The 14,152-nt window shown below is 68.9% G+C and carries 14 protein-coding genes; 7 read left to right on the forward strand and 7 right to left on the reverse strand.

The window, feature by feature from the left end; genetic code table 11:
- Positions 1 to 304: 304 nt before the first annotated feature.
- Both EV647_RS07005 and EV647_RS07010 read left to right on the forward strand, forming a co-directional pair.
- Positions 305 to 814 carry a SigE family RNA polymerase sigma factor gene (locus tag EV647_RS07005; protein WP_238156589.1) on the forward strand — a complete coding sequence of 170 codons (510 nt, stop codon included), beginning with the start codon at positions 305 to 307 and terminating at the stop codon, positions 812 to 814.
- A gap of 76 nt (positions 815 to 890) precedes the next feature.
- Positions 891 to 2,018, forward strand: coding sequence for a Gmad2 immunoglobulin-like domain-containing protein (locus EV647_RS07010; RefSeq protein ID WP_134000106.1), 1,128 nt, complete (start codon positions 891 to 893; stop codon positions 2,016 to 2,018).
- 4 nt (positions 2,019 to 2,022) lie between these two features.
- Here the strand turns inward: EV647_RS07010 and EV647_RS07015 are convergent, their stop codons facing one another.
- A complete protein-coding gene (locus EV647_RS07015) occupies positions 2,023 to 2,352 on the reverse strand; it encodes a helix-turn-helix transcriptional regulator (RefSeq protein WP_134000109.1) in 330 nt (109 codons plus the stop codon).
- Positions 2,353 to 2,417: 65 nt separating this feature from the next.
- Between EV647_RS07015 and EV647_RS07020 the strand changes: the two genes are divergently transcribed.
- The gene (locus EV647_RS07020) at positions 2,418 to 2,903 is read left to right on the forward strand and encodes a nuclear transport factor 2 family protein (RefSeq protein WP_134000112.1); all 486 of its coding nucleotides are present in this window, start codon (positions 2,418 to 2,420) and stop codon (positions 2,901 to 2,903) included.
- Between the two features lie 60 nt (positions 2,904 to 2,963).
- On the opposite strand, the gene EV647_RS07025 is transcribed toward EV647_RS07020, so the two are convergent.
- The 5 genes from EV647_RS07025 to EV647_RS07045 all read right to left on the reverse strand — a co-directional run bounded on the left by EV647_RS07025 (position 2,964) and on the right by EV647_RS07045 (position 7,816).
- Positions 2,964 to 3,668: a 16S rRNA (uracil(1498)-N(3))-methyltransferase gene (locus EV647_RS07025; RefSeq protein WP_238177064.1), complete on the reverse strand. Its 705-nt coding sequence runs from the start codon at positions 3,666 to 3,668 to the stop codon at positions 2,964 to 2,966.
- Positions 3,669 to 3,824: 156 nt separating this feature from the next.
- A complete protein-coding gene (gene dnaJ, locus EV647_RS07030) occupies positions 3,825 to 4,967 on the reverse strand; it encodes a molecular chaperone DnaJ (protein WP_134000118.1) in 1,143 nt (380 codons plus the stop codon).
- A gap of 24 nt (positions 4,968 to 4,991) precedes the next feature.
- Positions 4,992 to 6,014: a heat-inducible transcriptional repressor HrcA gene (hrcA, locus tag EV647_RS07035; RefSeq protein ID WP_134000121.1), complete on the reverse strand. Its 1,023-nt coding sequence runs from the start codon at positions 6,012 to 6,014 to the stop codon at positions 4,992 to 4,994.
- 51 nt (positions 6,015 to 6,065) lie between these two features.
- Positions 6,066 to 7,181 carry a Gfo/Idh/MocA family protein gene (locus EV647_RS07040; RefSeq protein ID WP_134000125.1) on the reverse strand — a complete coding sequence of 372 codons (1,116 nt, stop codon included), beginning with the start codon at positions 7,179 to 7,181 and terminating at the stop codon, positions 6,066 to 6,068.
- Complete coding sequence (locus EV647_RS07045) at positions 7,166 to 7,816, reverse strand: ThuA domain-containing protein (protein WP_238175194.1); 651 nt, start codon at positions 7,814 to 7,816, stop codon at positions 7,166 to 7,168. Before EV647_RS07045 ends, EV647_RS07040 begins: the two co-directional genes overlap by 16 nt.
- Before the next feature lie 94 nt (positions 7,817 to 7,910).
- On the opposite strand from EV647_RS07045, the gene EV647_RS07050 reads away from it, so the two are divergent.
- From EV647_RS07050 to EV647_RS07065, 4 genes are all read left to right on the forward strand, one after another.
- Complete coding sequence (locus tag EV647_RS07050) at positions 7,911 to 8,297, forward strand: EF-Tu/IF-2/RF-3 family GTPase (protein ID WP_134000129.1); 387 nt, start codon at positions 7,911 to 7,913, stop codon at positions 8,295 to 8,297.
- A 23-nt stretch (positions 8,298 to 8,320) separates the two neighbouring features.
- Positions 8,321 to 9,091, forward strand: a complete 771-nt coding sequence (locus tag EV647_RS07055; protein WP_134000132.1) for an MBL fold metallo-hydrolase — start codon at positions 8,321 to 8,323, stop codon at positions 9,089 to 9,091.
- 91 nt (positions 9,092 to 9,182) lie between these two features.
- Positions 9,183 to 10,718 (forward strand): NCS1 family nucleobase:cation symporter-1, encoded by a 1,536-nt coding sequence (locus EV647_RS07060; RefSeq protein ID WP_134000136.1) that lies wholly within the window; start codon positions 9,183 to 9,185, stop codon positions 10,716 to 10,718.
- 16 nt (positions 10,719 to 10,734) lie between these two features.
- On the forward strand, positions 10,735 to 11,559 hold the full coding sequence (locus EV647_RS07065; protein WP_133781197.1) for a DUF3097 domain-containing protein: 825 nt from the start codon (positions 10,735 to 10,737) through the stop codon (positions 11,557 to 11,559).
- Here EV647_RS07065 and EV647_RS07070 read toward each other — a convergent pair.
- Complete coding sequence (locus tag EV647_RS07070) at positions 11,534 to 14,110, reverse strand: DUF3376 domain-containing protein (protein ID WP_134000139.1); 2,577 nt, start codon at positions 14,108 to 14,110, stop codon at positions 11,534 to 11,536. The genes EV647_RS07065 and EV647_RS07070 overlap by 26 nt on opposite strands.
- Between the last annotated feature and the right edge of the window lie 42 nt (positions 14,111 to 14,152).

The raw sequence follows: 14,152 nt of genomic DNA on the forward strand, positions 1-14,152 counted from the left end.
GGGCAATCTCGTCCGGCTCCGGACCCGGCCTGGAGCACCCCGTGCTCGAGAGCGAGCCGGCGGTTCCGCTCGAGGTCCACTCCCCGCCGGGGGTGCAGGTTCACGGTGACATCGGACGGCGACAGGCGCTGGGCCTTGTCCAGCGCGGCGGCGTACGTGATGTCACGGTGCCCGACCACTGACCGTCGCCGCGCTGCTTCATCTCTTCAGACTGCCGGCCATTCGGGCATGCCGTTGTCAACCTGGAAGGCGGTCTTCGCGTCTTCGTGTCGTGGCACAACCGGCCGTGGTGTACGAAGAGTGCGTGACACATGAGTCCTCGTGGGATGCCGACGAGGCGCTGACGGCTGTCTACACCGCGCACTACACCTCGCTGGTCCGCCTCGGCGCCCTGCTGCTGCGTGACACCGGTACGGCGGAAGAGATCGTGCAGGACGCTTTCGTCGCGATGCACGCCCGCTGGAACCGGCTGCGCGACCCGCACAAGGCGCTCGCGTACCTGCGGACCGCGGTGGTGAACCGCTGCCGCTCCCGCCAGCGCCACCTGGTGGTGGTGGACAAGCACACCCCTCGGACCCTTCCCGATGAGCCGAGCGCGGAGCAGGCAGTACTGCGGACCGAGGAGACCGACCGGGTGATCGAGGCGATGCGGACCCTCCCGGAGAAGCAACGCACAGTGATGGTCCTGCGCTACTACGGTGACCTGTCGGAGGCCGAGATCGCGGACACGATGGGTATCAGCCGGGGATCCGTGAAGAGCCACGCCGCGCGCGCGAGCAAGTCGCTGCGCCAGCTCCTGGAGCAGAACGCATGAACGAGCGAAGCGAGTTCATCAAACAACACAGCACGCTCGGAGCCTCATCCGCGCCCGGAGCGAAGCGAGGACGTGGATGAGTAACGACCCCAACGACCCGTTCGACGAGCTGATGCGGCGATCTCTCCACGAGGAGGCGGACCGGATCGAGCCGTCCGACGCGCTGCCGGAGATCCGCGCCCGCGCGCACGCCCAGCGCCCCGCCGCGCGACGCCCCTGGCTCCTGACCGCCGGCCTCGCCGCAGCCGGCACGGCCGCCGCGATCGGCGCCTTCACCATGCTCAACGGCCCCGACAACACCGCCGACGACGGCGACGCAGTGGCCGGCTCCACCACGACAACCACCGCAACCGTCGTACCGGAGAGCCGAACCCCGTCGGTCGCGATCCCCTCCCCCGCACCGTCCCAGGCGCCCACCGAGCCCCCGAGCACCTCGCCCTCCGCGAAGACCGTCAGCCCGACGGACCGCGGCGTACCGGAACCGGCCGTCAAGAGCACCGTCGTACCCGTGTACTGGCTCGGCCAGCAGGTCGGTGCGCAGAAGAAGTCGGCCGCGCGCCTGTACCGCACCTGGGCCAAGGTCAGCGGCCGCCCGGCCGAGCAGGCGGTCCGCATCATGACCACCAAGCAACCGACTGACCCCGACTACTACTCGGTCTGGCGCGGCGCAGCCCTGAACACCGTCACCCGCTCGAACGGCATCGTCACAGTCGACTTCAAGCAACTCCCGAAGTCCAACCTCGACCCTGACCTCGCCAAGGTCGCCATCCAACAACTCGTCTACACCGTCCAAGGCGCGCTCCAGGACAACAAGACCCCGATTCAGATCACCGAGGCCGGCCGATCCTCCGGGAAGCTCTTTGGCCAGATCGACACCGGAACCCCGGTGTCCCGCGCCGCGGCGGGTGAAGTGCAGGCGCTGGTCTGGATCGACTCGCCGTCCGAGAACCAGATGGTCGCGCCGAAGGTCACCGTCCAGGGGGTCGCGGCGGCCTTCGAGGCGACGGTCAACTACGAGGTCACGAACCTGAAGACGCGGGAGACGAGGAAGAGCTTCGCCAACACCGCGGAGGGCCAGAAGTTCTCGCCGTACGCCTTCCAGCTCACCCTCACGCCCGGGGCGTGGCAGATCAGCGTATACCTGCTCTCCGACCAGGACGGCAGCGTCACGGACACGGACACCAAGTCGATCGTCGTGAAGTAGTTCCTCAGTCCGCGCGGTCGATGGTGGCGGTGAGGAGGCCGGGGAAGGCTGTGTCGAATTCTTCGCGGCGGAGGCGGTTGAGGCGGCGGGCGCCTTCGTCGCGTTGTTCGATCAGGCCGGCGGCTCGGAGTACGGCGAAGTGGTGGCTGGCGGTGGCCTTCTTCACCGGGAGGTCGAACGTGCCGCAGGCGCGGGTCCAGTCGTCGTGGACGGACAGGTCACGCAGGATCGAGCGCCGCACCGGGTCCGCCAGCGCATCCAGCGCAGCCTGCAACGGCACCTCGGCCGGGTCGACATGGCTGAGCGTACGTGCACGAGCTGACTCGACGGACATGGTGTTCGATCCCTGTCGTACAGTTGTGTTCGGTTCCTGTCTAACAGCTTAGCGAGGGGTTGCGAATGATCGAGCTGGTCGACTACGGATTCGGGCCGGGCGCACAGTCGCGGGTGGCGGAGGCGCAGCTGCCTGGGCGCGACGGGGCGCTCGCGGCACTCGAGACGTTCTACTACGCGCTGAACAGCAAGGACCTGGAGACGCTGGTCGGCGGGTGGGCGGATGACGAGTTGGTGCAGCTGAACAACCCGATCGGCGGAATCCTGCGGTCGCGGCAGGCGGTGCGGGAGTTGTACGCGCGAGTGTTCGCGGGGACCTTGAACGTCCAGGTGACGTTCGGCGACGCGGCGACGTACTGGCTCGGCGATTCGGTGGTGTTCGCGGGACGAGAGGTCGGGACGTACCAGCATCCGGACCTCGGGCAGCAGCCGGTGCAGATCCGCACGACACGGATCTTCAGGTACGCCGGCACGTGGCAGCAGCTCCACCACCACGGCAGCATCGACGACGCCGACGTACTAGCGGCGTACCAGCAGGCCGTCCGAACCTGAGGCGGGGAAACTAATCGTCACTGAGCGACGGTTTCTTACCCCGCCGCGAGCAGTGGCTGGTTAGGTCCAGCGGGAGTGGGCGAGGAGGGCGGCGGCTGCGGCGACGCCGGCTGTTGAGGTGCGGAGGACGGTGTCGCCCAGGCGGACCGGGTCGGTGGCGAAGGATTTCAGCTCAGTGGGGGCGATGCCGCCTTCGGGGCCGATGACTATGACGATGTCGCCGGTGGCGGGTGGTTCGAGGGAGGCCAGAGGGGTGGTGGCTTCTTCGTGCAGTACGACCGGGAGCGCCGCGCCGGCCAGCAACTCGGCGACCTCGGCCGTGGTCGCGATCGGGGCGACCTCGGCGAACCAGGTCCGCCGCGACTGCTTGCTGGCCTCGAACGCCCACGCCCGCCACTTCGCGAGCGTCTTCTCGACCCGCTCCGGGTTCGCGCGGAACTGACTGCGCTCCGCGTTCCACGGCACGATCACGTCGACGCCGACCTCGGTCAGCATCTCCACCGCCAACTCGGCCCGCTCGCCCTTCGGCACCGCCTGCACCACAACCACTCGGGGATCGGCGGCAACGACGGCGCCCCGCTCGTCCACCGCCACGGTCACCCCGGCCTTGGACGCGGCAACCACGGCCCCTTCGGCCCAGGACCCCCGCCCGTCCGTCAGGCGAACGCGCTCGCCCTGTCCGATCCGCCGTACGACGGCTGCATGCCGACCCTCCGCCCCGTCGAGCACCAGCTCGTCCTCGTCGAGGTCAGAGCGAAAGAACACGGCGACCCCCACTTACGAAGACCTCCCCGCACCGCTGAGAAGCGGCAGGGAGGCGACACGTCCCGCACCGCCGAGAAGCGGCGCGGAAGCGACGCGCCTCCGCGCCGCTGAGGCGCGGTGGGGAGGCGGGACGTCCGCGGGGCGTCGCGATGTCATCTAGTGGGTGCCGAAGGCGTCGCGGAGGCGGCCGAAAACGCTCTTGTGGGTGGCTTGGACCTGGCCCTGCGGGCGTTCCTCGTCGCGGACCGCCGCGAGCTTCCTGAGGAGCTCGGCCTGGGCGTCGTCGAGCTTGGTGGGCGTCTCGACGATGATCTGGACGATGAGGTCGCCACGACCGGCGTGCCGCAGCCGCGGTACGCCGCGTGCGGACAGCGTCATCGCCGTACCGGACTGCGTGCCGGGACGGATCTCCAGCGGTGTCGTCTCGCCCTCGAGCGTCGGCAGGTCGATCGTCGTACCAAGCGCCGCCGCCGTCATCGGCAGCGTCACCGTGCAGTGCAGGTCGTCGCCGTTACGGGTGAAGATGTCGTGCGGCTCGACCTCGATCTCGACGTACAGGTCGCCGGCCGGACCGCCGCCGGGGCCGACCTCGCCCTGACCGGACAGCTGCACCCGCGTGCCGGTGTCGACGCCGCCGGGGATCTTCACGGTGACGGTACGGCGGGAGCGCACGCGCCCGTCGCCAGAGCACTCGACGCACGGGCTCGGGATCGTGGTGCCGTAGCCGCGGCAGTTCGGGCAGGGGCGCATCGTCCGCACCTCGCCGAGGAACGACCGCTGCGTGTGCGTGACCTCGCCACGCCCGTGGCAGATCTCGCAGGTGACCGGCTCGGAGCCGGCCGCCGCGCCGGACCCGCTACAGGTCGGGCACAGTACGGCGGTGTCGACCTTGAGCTCCCGCGTCGTGCCGAACGCCGCCTCGGCCAGGTCGATCCGCAGCGGGATCAGCGCGTCCTGACCGCGCCGGGTCCGCGGCCGCGGCCCGCGGGTGGCTCCGCCGGTCTGGCCGAAGAACGCGTCCATGATGTCGGTGAACGTGAACGCCTGGCCGAAGCCGGCGCCGCCCGGTCCACCGGCCGCGGAGGCGAACGGGTCGCCGCCGAGGTCGTGCATCTGCCGCTTCTGCGGGTCGCTGAGCACCTGGAATGCGCGCCCGATCTCCTGGAACTTCTGGTGCGCGTCCTCGGAGTCGTTCACGTCCGGGTGGTACTGGCGTGCCAGCTTGCGGTACGCCTTCTTGATCTCGTCCGCTGAAGCGTCACGGCTGACACCTAGGACGGCGTAGTAATCGGTGCTCATACTCCAGACCAGGGGTTGTCTTGATTAGGATTCGGCCAGGATCTGGCTGACGTAACGCGCGACGGCGCGCACTGCGCCCATCGTGCTCGGATAGTCCATGTGGGTCGGTCCGACGATGCCGAGGGTGGCGAGCGCCTCCGACTGCGACCCGTACCCGGTCGCGACCACCGACGTGGTGGCCAGCTCCTCGAACGGGTTCTCGTGACCGATGCGAACAGTCAGCGTCTGCGGATTGGTCGCTTCACCGAGCAACTTGAGGAGGATGACGTGCTCCTCGAGCGCCTCCAGCACCGGCTTGACGTTCCGCTCGAAGTCGTCGCCGTACCGGGTCAGGTTGGCCGCGCCGCCGACGGCGATCCGCTGCTCGCCGACCTCGTCGGTGAACGCCTCCAGCAAGGTGGTGACGATCGCCGCGACCAGTGACCGGTCGGCCGGCGCGAACTGCTCCGGCACGCCGGCCAGGGACGTCGTCGCGTCGGTCAGCCGCTGCCCGGCGAGCGCAGTGTTCAACCGGGACCGCAGGTCCGCGATCAGTTGCTCGTCGACATCGTGCGGGTGCTCGACGAGCCGTTGCTCGACCCGGCCGTTGCTGGTGATCAGCACCAGCAGCAACCGCCGGGGGCTCATCGTGACGACCTCGATGTGCCGGACGCTCGACCGGTTCAGCGACGGGTACTGCACGACGGCGACCTGGCGGGTGATCTGGGCGAGCAGCCGGACGGTACGGCGGACGACGTCGTCCAGGTCGACCGCTCCGGCCAGGAACGACGTGATCGCCTTCTTCTCGGCGCTCGACAGCGTCTTGACCGTGCTCAGCTTGTCGACGAACAGCCGGTAGCCCGCGTCGGTCGGGATCCGGCCGGCGCTGGTGTGCGGCTGGGTGATGTACCCCTCCTCCTCCAGCGCAGCCATGTCGTTACGCACGGTGGCCGGGGAGACGCCGAGGTTGTGCCGGTCGACCAATGTCTTCGAGCCGACCGGCTCATGAGTGGCCACGTAGTCCTCGACGATGGCGCGGAGCACATCCAGCTTGCGTTCGTCGAGCACGCGCACCACCCTCTCCGACTGTCCTGGCACTCAATCGCTCGGAGTGCCAGTCTAGGCGGTCTCGGGCGACGCTCCCAACGGAACGGGCGCGGGACGTGCCACAGTGCTCGCCACATCCACCGGCTGATCCTGTACGGCGGCCTCCAGCAACGACTCCAGTACGTCGAGCACGTGGTAGGCCAGCGCGCCGTCGGCCCGGTGCGGTTCACCGTTGCGGATCGCCCGGGCCATGTCCGCAACACCGACCCCGCGACCCGCACCCGCGTACCCGCCGGCGACCGGCACCTCGGTCCACTCGCGCTGCGCGGCGGTCGCGATCTCGACCGTGCCGTCGAACCCGTTCGGGTCCGGCACCGACAGGCTGCCCTCTGTCCCGTGCACCTCGATCCGCGGCAACCGCGCCGCCCACACGTCGAACGACATCAGCACCGTGGTCAACGCACCGGACTCGTGCTCCAGTACGCCGGTGACGTGCGTCGGCACCTCGACGGGGAACGTTGTACCGGCTCGCGGACCGGTGTGGATCCGGCGCTCCTGCTTCGACTGGCCGGCTCGCGCGGTGACCCGGCGTACCGGACCGAGGAGGGTGACCAGGCTGGTCACGTAGTACGGCCCCATGTCGAGGACCGGGCCGCCGCCGGGCTGGTAGTAGAACTCCGGCGCCGGGTGCCAAAGCTCGTGGCCGGGCGTGACGAACGACGCGGTCGCGGCATGCGGTACGCCGATGTCGCCGCGGTCGATCACCGCACGAGCGGTCTGCGTACCGGTACCGAGGACGGTGTCGGGCGCACAGCCGACGCGGACGTTGTTCGCGGCGGCGTACTTGAGCAGCGGCTCCGCCTCGGCGCGGTCGACGGCGAGCGGCTTCTCGCCGTACACGTGCTTGCCGGCTTCCATCGCGGCCTGGTGCACCGGTGCGTGCGCAGCCGGGATCGTCAGATTGACGACAATCTCAATGTCGTCAGCCGCGTACAGCTGCTCCGGCGAGACCGCGCGGATGGCCGGGTTCTTGTCGGCAATCGTTTGAGCACGCGCCAGGTCCAGGTCGGCGACGGCGACGACGTCGACGCCGGGGAGCTTGCCGAGGTGGTCCAGGTAGGTGCCGGAGATAACACCCGTGCCGACAATGCCGACGCGTGTCACCGGCCCACTCACTTGCTCGCCCACAGCAGACCCCTTTCGATGATCGTGCGGACCTCGGGCGTCTCCAGGTCGTCGAGCTTGTGGCCGACCGTGCAGACGAAGACCTTGCCCTCGCCCCAGGTGCGGGTCCAGACGGCCGGCATCACAGCGCCCTCGATCCACGGGTAGTCCGGGTGCGACTCGAACGTCGTCGTCGCGAGGACGGTGTTCGTCGGGTCGTAGTGGATGTAGTACTGCTCGGTGTGCACGTCGAAGTGCGTGATGCCCTCGACGATCGGGTGATCGGCCTGCTCGGGCACCACCTCGACGCGGTAGTCGGTGAACCCGTGCGGGTGCGAGATGAACTGCCCGCCGGTGATGAAGCTGTAGTCCACGTTCTTGCGGAACGAGTCCGCGATCCCGCCGTGCCAGCCGGCGAACCCGGTGCCGCGCCGGATCGCCGCCTCCAGGCCCTTGAAATGGTCGTCCTCGATCTCGCTCATCGTCACGCACTGCAGCACCAGGTCGACGCCGTCCAGCTCGAGGTACGCCGCGGTGCTGTCGGAGACCGTCACCTCGAAGCCGTTCTCCTTCAGGTACGGGATGAACAGCTCGGTCGCCTCGACCGGGGAGTGCCCTTCCCAGCCACCCCGCACCACCACAGCACGTCGTGTCGTCACACCGACCACCCTTCGAAAGTTTCGGAGTTCCGATCGGAACACTTGCGACCTTAAGTCGCGAGGAGAGGGCTTGCCAACCCGCTAGTCTCGATGGATGGGCTGGAAGTTTTGGAAGCGGTCGAATCCCATGGATCCGCAGGAAATGCTCGCGCGCGGGCATGCGGAGCCGAACAGTTTTCCGGGGCCGCCGCGGCCGCAGGACAGCTTGCCGGTGGGATCGTTCGGGATGACGGTCGAGGATGTGTTCTCGATCACCGGCCGCGGCACCGTGGTGACCGGGCGGGTGCAGGCGGGGACGGTGACGGTCGGCGAGCAGGTGCTGCTCAGCCGGGCCGGGCAGCCGATCCTGCAGGTCGAGGTGACCGGCGTCGAGATGTTCCGCAAGACCGTGCAGACCGCGAAGGCCGGCGACAACGTCGGGCTGCTGCTCCGCGGCCTCGCGAAGGACCAGGTGGCCAGGGGCGACGTACTCAGCAAGTAACCGCGGCAAGTAACCTCGGGCTCATGAGCGCTTGGGTCGAGATCGGCGATCGCACCTGGGTCCGCCGGTACGACGAATGGGACCTGAACGTCGGCCTGGTCGTCGGAGCCGACGGCGCGCTGGTGATCGACACGCGCGCCACGACCGAGGAGGCCGAGCAGCTCCGGGAGCACATCCGCGAGCTCACCGACGCACCGGTCAAATGGGTCGTCAACACCCACGCGCACTTCGACCACGTGGCCGGCAACAGCGTCTTCACCGACGCGACGGTCTACCTGCACGAGAACGCCGCCGCCGAGGAGAAGCTCGCCGGTACGACGTACGCGGTCGCGAAGGTCATCGACCTCGGCGACCGTCGCGTCGAGCTGCTGTACGTCGGCAACGGGCACACCTCCGGTGACACCGTGGTCGGCGTACCGGACGTGAACGTGTTCTTCCTCGGCGACCTGATCGAGGAGTCGGCGCCGCCGTCGTACGGCGAGGACTCGTTCCCGCTCGAATGGCCGGACACGATCCAGAGCGCGATCGGCATGATGACCCCGGACGCGAAGATCGTCCCGGGCCACGGCGCGGTCGTCGACGTCGAGTTCGCCACCGACCAGGCGATCGAGCTCGGCAAGGTCGCGAACACGATCTCGACCCTGCACCACGCCGGTACCCCTCTCGACAAGGCGCTCGAGCACACCGAGGACTGGCCGTGGCCGGTCGACAAGCTCCAGGACGCGATCCGCCGCGGCTACCAGGCTCTCGGTACGCCGCAACGTCCCAGTCTCCCGCTCCTCGGCCCGGGATAACCCCTTTCGGGTAATTGTCCGTTGACACGACGTCATCCCGTCGCGCAACTTGTTCGGAACGGACATCGCCCGACCGGATGGGGTGGCACTTGTGACCACGACGGAGCAAACGGTTCACCCCGACGGACGCGTCGAACTAGCCGATCCTGATGCGCTGGCGGACAGCCGGTACGCGAACGCGGAGCTGGCGCCGACGCGGTTGCCCGAGCGCACCTGGACGACGTACAACTACGCCGCGCTGTGGATGGGGATGGCGCACAACATCCCCAGCTACCTGCTCGCGTCCGGCCTGGTCGCGATCGGGATGAACTGGCTGCAGGCGTTCTTCACGATCACCCTCGGGAACCTGATCGTCCTCGTGCCGCTGCTGCTGAACAGTCACGCGGGAACGAAGTACGGCATCCCGTTCCCGGTCTTCGCGCGGGCGTTCTACGGCGTCCGCGGCGCGAACTTCCCGGCGCTGCTGCGGGCCTTCATCGCCTGCGGCTGGTTCGGGATCCAGACCTGGATCGGCGGGCAGGCGATCTACGTGATCGTCGGCGAGCTGTTCGGCAAGGACTGGATCGAGGCGTCCGCGATCGGCGGGCATCCGTGGACGATGTGGCTGAGCTTCGCGTTCTTCTGGGTGCTGCAGATGGTGCTGATCTTCCGCGGTATCGAAGGATTGCGCCGGTTCGAGAACTGGGCGGCGCCGCTGGTCACGGTCGCGTTCCTCGTGCTGATGGTCGCGATCCTGGTCAAGGCCGGTGGCTTCGGCCCGATCCTGGAACAGCCGTCGAAACTCGGCTGGGACGCCGACTTCTGGAAGATCTTCGCGCCGTCACTGATGGGCATGATCGCGTTCTGGGCCACGCTGTCGCTGAACATGCCGGACTTCACCCGGTTCGGGAAGGGCCAGCGGGCGCAGGTCTGGGGACAGATCATCGGCCTGCCGACCACGATGTCGTTCATCGCGCTGGTCTCGATCATCACCACGTCCGGCACCGTCGTGCTGTACGGCTCGGCGATCTGGGACCCGGTCGAGCTCACCCGCCGGTTCGAGAACCCGGTGATCGTCACGATCGGCCTGGTGATGGCGATCCTCGCGACGATGTCCTGCAACGTCGCGGCCAACGTCGTCAGTCCGTCGTACGACTTCGCGAACGCACTGCCGCGGTGGCTGAACTTCCGGACCGCGGGCCTGCTGACCGGTGTGATCGGCATCCTGATCCAGCCGTGGCGGCTGATCTCGGACCCGTCGATCTACATCTTCGTGTGGCTGTCGTTCTACGGCGGTCTGCTCGCGTCGGTGGCCGGCGTGCTGATCGCGGGCTACTGGGTGATCGACCGGACGAACCTGAACCTCGCCGACCTCTACCGGCCCGGCGGCCGCTACTGGTACGCCGCCGGCTGGAACTGGCGCGGCGTCGTCGCCACCCTGCTCGGCTCACTGCTCGCCGTCGGCGGCGCGTACTCGAACCCGGGCGCCGGACCATTCCCCGAGAACGGCCTGATCCCGTTCCTCAAGCCGCTGTACGACTACTCCTGGGCCGTCGGTCTCGTGGTCGGCTTCATCGCGTACTTCGTTCTCACACTCACCGCGCCGAGCCGCCAGTCAACTGCTACGCACGCGGCTCCGACTTATTAGGTCCTAACATGAGCGGGTGGCTGACAGGTATGGGAATGATGTCCTTGCGGGTGACTGGCGTAAGCCCAAGAACGGGCGGACGGTCGAGGTCGAGATCGCGAAGGGAATGGTCGTCGAGGAGCCGAGTTCCGGTTTCGTCGGGGCGATCGTGCGCTGGGAGCACGGCGTCGTCGACCTGGAGGACCGGCACGGCAAGATCCGTACGTACCCGCTCGGTCCGGGGTTCTGGATCGACGGCAAACCGGTCAGCCTGAAGCCGCCGAAGAAGGCCGGTCCGGCGAAGAAGACCCGGACCGCGTCGGGGTCGGTGGCCGTCGACAACGTCCGCGCGAAGGTCGCGCGGGCCAGCCGGATCTACGTCGAAGGCCGGCACGACGCGGAGCTGGTCGAGAAGGTGTGGGGCGACGACCTGCGGATCGAGGGCGTCGTGGTCGAGTACCTTGAAGGCGTCGACGACCTGGTCGAGATCGTCAACCGGTTCCAGCCCGGTCCCGGCCGGCGGCTCGGCGTACTCGTCGACCACCTGGTCGAGGGATCGAAGGAGTCGAAGATCGCCGCGCAGGTGTCGAACCGGTACGTGCACGTGGTCGGCCACCCGTTCATCGACATCTGGGAAGCGGTCAAGCCGTCGTCGGTCGGCATCAAGGCGTGGCCGCGGATCCCGCACGGGCAGGACTGGAAGAAGGGTGTGCTGCAGGCGTTCGGCTGGCCGGCCACCGATCAGGCCGACGTCGCCGCCGCCTGGAAGCACATCCTGTCGAAGGTGAACAGCTTCGCGGACCTCGATCCGGCCCTGCTCGGCCGCGTCGAGGAACTCATCGATTTCGTGACCCTGGACTGATGTCGGGCATCCGCGCCTCGATCCAGGCGCGGATCCGGCGGCGGGTACGGCGTACGTACCAGGTGATCACGCCGAGCACCGCGCTGAGTGCGAGCACAGCACCGGCGAGCACCGCGGCCGGGATGCGTACGGCGTCGACGACACCGGACAGCACCAGCAGTACGACGCCGGCGGCAGCTGTTGCCACTGGCAACCATGGCTCGAAGACCACGGGGCGCTGCGCGGGGCTCACCTTGACGCCGCGCACCATCCGCGCCCACACCGTCTCGCGCGCCGGTTCGGTGAACCAGCGCGCTGTGCGCAGCAGCCACGAACCGGGCTGATGCTTGCGGCCCGCGGCCGCCTTCACCCAGCTGCCGACCTGCGGGCCGAGACCACCGGACACGTCCACCATCCGGTCCGCGATCCCCTTGGTGATCGCGCGTCCCTCGGGTGAGGCGTTCAGCTCGTCCCGCATCGTCACCAGCGCGCCGAGCCCGGCATCGGCCGGAAAGTCCCTGGCCAGTCGTTCGATCCGCTCGGCGACCGCGTCGAGCTGCCAGCCTTCGGCCTGCAGGACCTGACGCTGGGTCTCACGGATCCAGTCCGCGTCCGCGCCGAGCATCGCGCCGAGGTGCGCGACGCAGTGCAACCGGCCCATCAGCCAGTCCCACCGCCGCCAGTCGGCCGCACCGAACGCGCCGAAGTGGCCCACCTGGCTGCCGTACAGAATGCGGTCGTTCAGCTGGTTGGCGATCGACCCTTCCTGCAACTCGTCGAGCACCTCGAGCGGGATGTCCGGGCCGAGACGAAGGAACTGGAACGGGGCGCTGCGCTGCTGCGGCGTACGTGCCGACGTACAGCGCGAAACGATCTCGACCTCGAGCGCGGTGTCGACGAGTTCCCAGCCGACCACCGCGATCAGGGTCGCGAACGCGTCGCCGAGCGCGCGCTGGATCTGCAACTGCTCGAAGATGTCGTTCAGCCCGACCGCGACCGCTTCCGCGCCACCGGCGGGACGGAGGTCGAGATCGGCGGCGGCCAGTTGTACGTCGAGGGCGTCGCGGACGGCCTGGACCTTCATCAGGCAGTCGCTCGCCGCGGTCAGCCGCTTGTCCAGGTCGTCGCGCTCGTCCTGCGGGGCGGACCTGATCCGGGTCCGCAGCGAGCGCAGGATCAGCCGGACGATCCGCTCGGCGGCGCCGGTCCCCCACAACCAGCTCGGGTTGCCGTCGGCATCGTCCCGGAGGGCTGCCGTGGAGCCGTCCGGGCCCGGGACCCACGGGTGCTCGGTGGCGAGGATCTCGTCGATCTCCGACTCCGAGAGCGCGGTCGCGGCGTCCAGCACGGTCGACTGGTCGTGACTGGCGATCGTGACGGCCTCCCAGACACCGCCGGCCGCACGTCCCCGCGAGTACGCCGGTTGCAGCGCCTCGGCCGCCGCCTTCAGCCGCACCCGCTCCTCTGGTTGCTTCAGGCAACGGTCGAAGAGGCGCTGACTGTCGGACCAGGACGCGTCCGCCTCCAGCAGCAGGCGTTCCAGCTGCTCGACGTCGGAGCGGAAGTCCACCTCGCGCGGGAACTGCACCGCGGACATCGCCGCGACCCGCCAGCTCGGCTCCTGCGCCCCGGGCAACGCGGTCGACGCCCGCCCGATCCCCGCCGACGGTACGACGTACAGCACGTAGCGGGTCGCCTTGCCGTTGACCGGACGCCGGGCGACGACATCGAGCACCGGGCCGAACGGGGCGTTGTCGAGGACGCCGCCGTCGACGAGCCAGGATCCGGTTTCGGCCGGGCCGGGCTGGATCCGCGGCGGTTGCGCGGCCAGCTCCGGCGTCTCCAGCACCGGACCGAACGCGGCCGGGAACGACGCGGACGCACGGGCCGCCCGCGCGAGCAGGTCGGTGTCCTTCAACCCGTTCTTCTCTTCGACGGTGAACTTCCGCTGCGCACCGTCGTACGTCGGCGCGTCCTCACTCGTGAAGCCGTACAGGTACCGATGATCCGGTACGACGAACGCCTGGCCTGCAGCGTCCTTCGCCTCGAACTGCTGCACACCCAACCCGGAGGCGGTGACGAACAACGTCACCGGCTCCTCCGCCTTGCTCTCGCCCGCGTCGGCGACGCCCTTGAGCAGGGCCTCGAGCTGCCGCAGGAAGTACTTGCCGTCGAGCACCGAGCTCGACTTCGCTCCCGCGGACGGCACCAGCTTGCCGACCTCGAGCGACCCGAGACCGATCCACTTCTCCCGCAGCCACGGACCGTTGTCGCCGTCGGGGTCGAGGGTCGAGCCGTTCGCGATCGCGGTCGCCAGCAGCGAACCGTTCAGACCGCCCGCGCTCGTTCCCGCGATCACGTCGACCACTACCCGGCGCCGTTCCTCGCCGCGCCGGCACAACTCCCGCCAGCGATCCGCGAGCACCGCGTCGTACGGCTGGGGACCGGGAGCGTCGTCGCCACCGGACGCGCGCCGGATCAGATCCAGCTCGTGCGTCACCCCACCCATCCAGACCGCCAGGCTGACACCACCGTTCAGCACCAACGCAATCCGGATCTCGTGGTCGGTCATGCATCCCCCCTTTCACCCAGAGATATCACGGTTCCGGCGCAT

Origin of the sequence: Kribbella sp. VKM Ac-2566 (assembly GCF_004366005.1) — a bacterium.
Classification (GTDB): domain Bacteria; phylum Actinomycetota; class Actinomycetes; order Propionibacteriales; family Kribbellaceae; genus Kribbella; species Kribbella pratensis.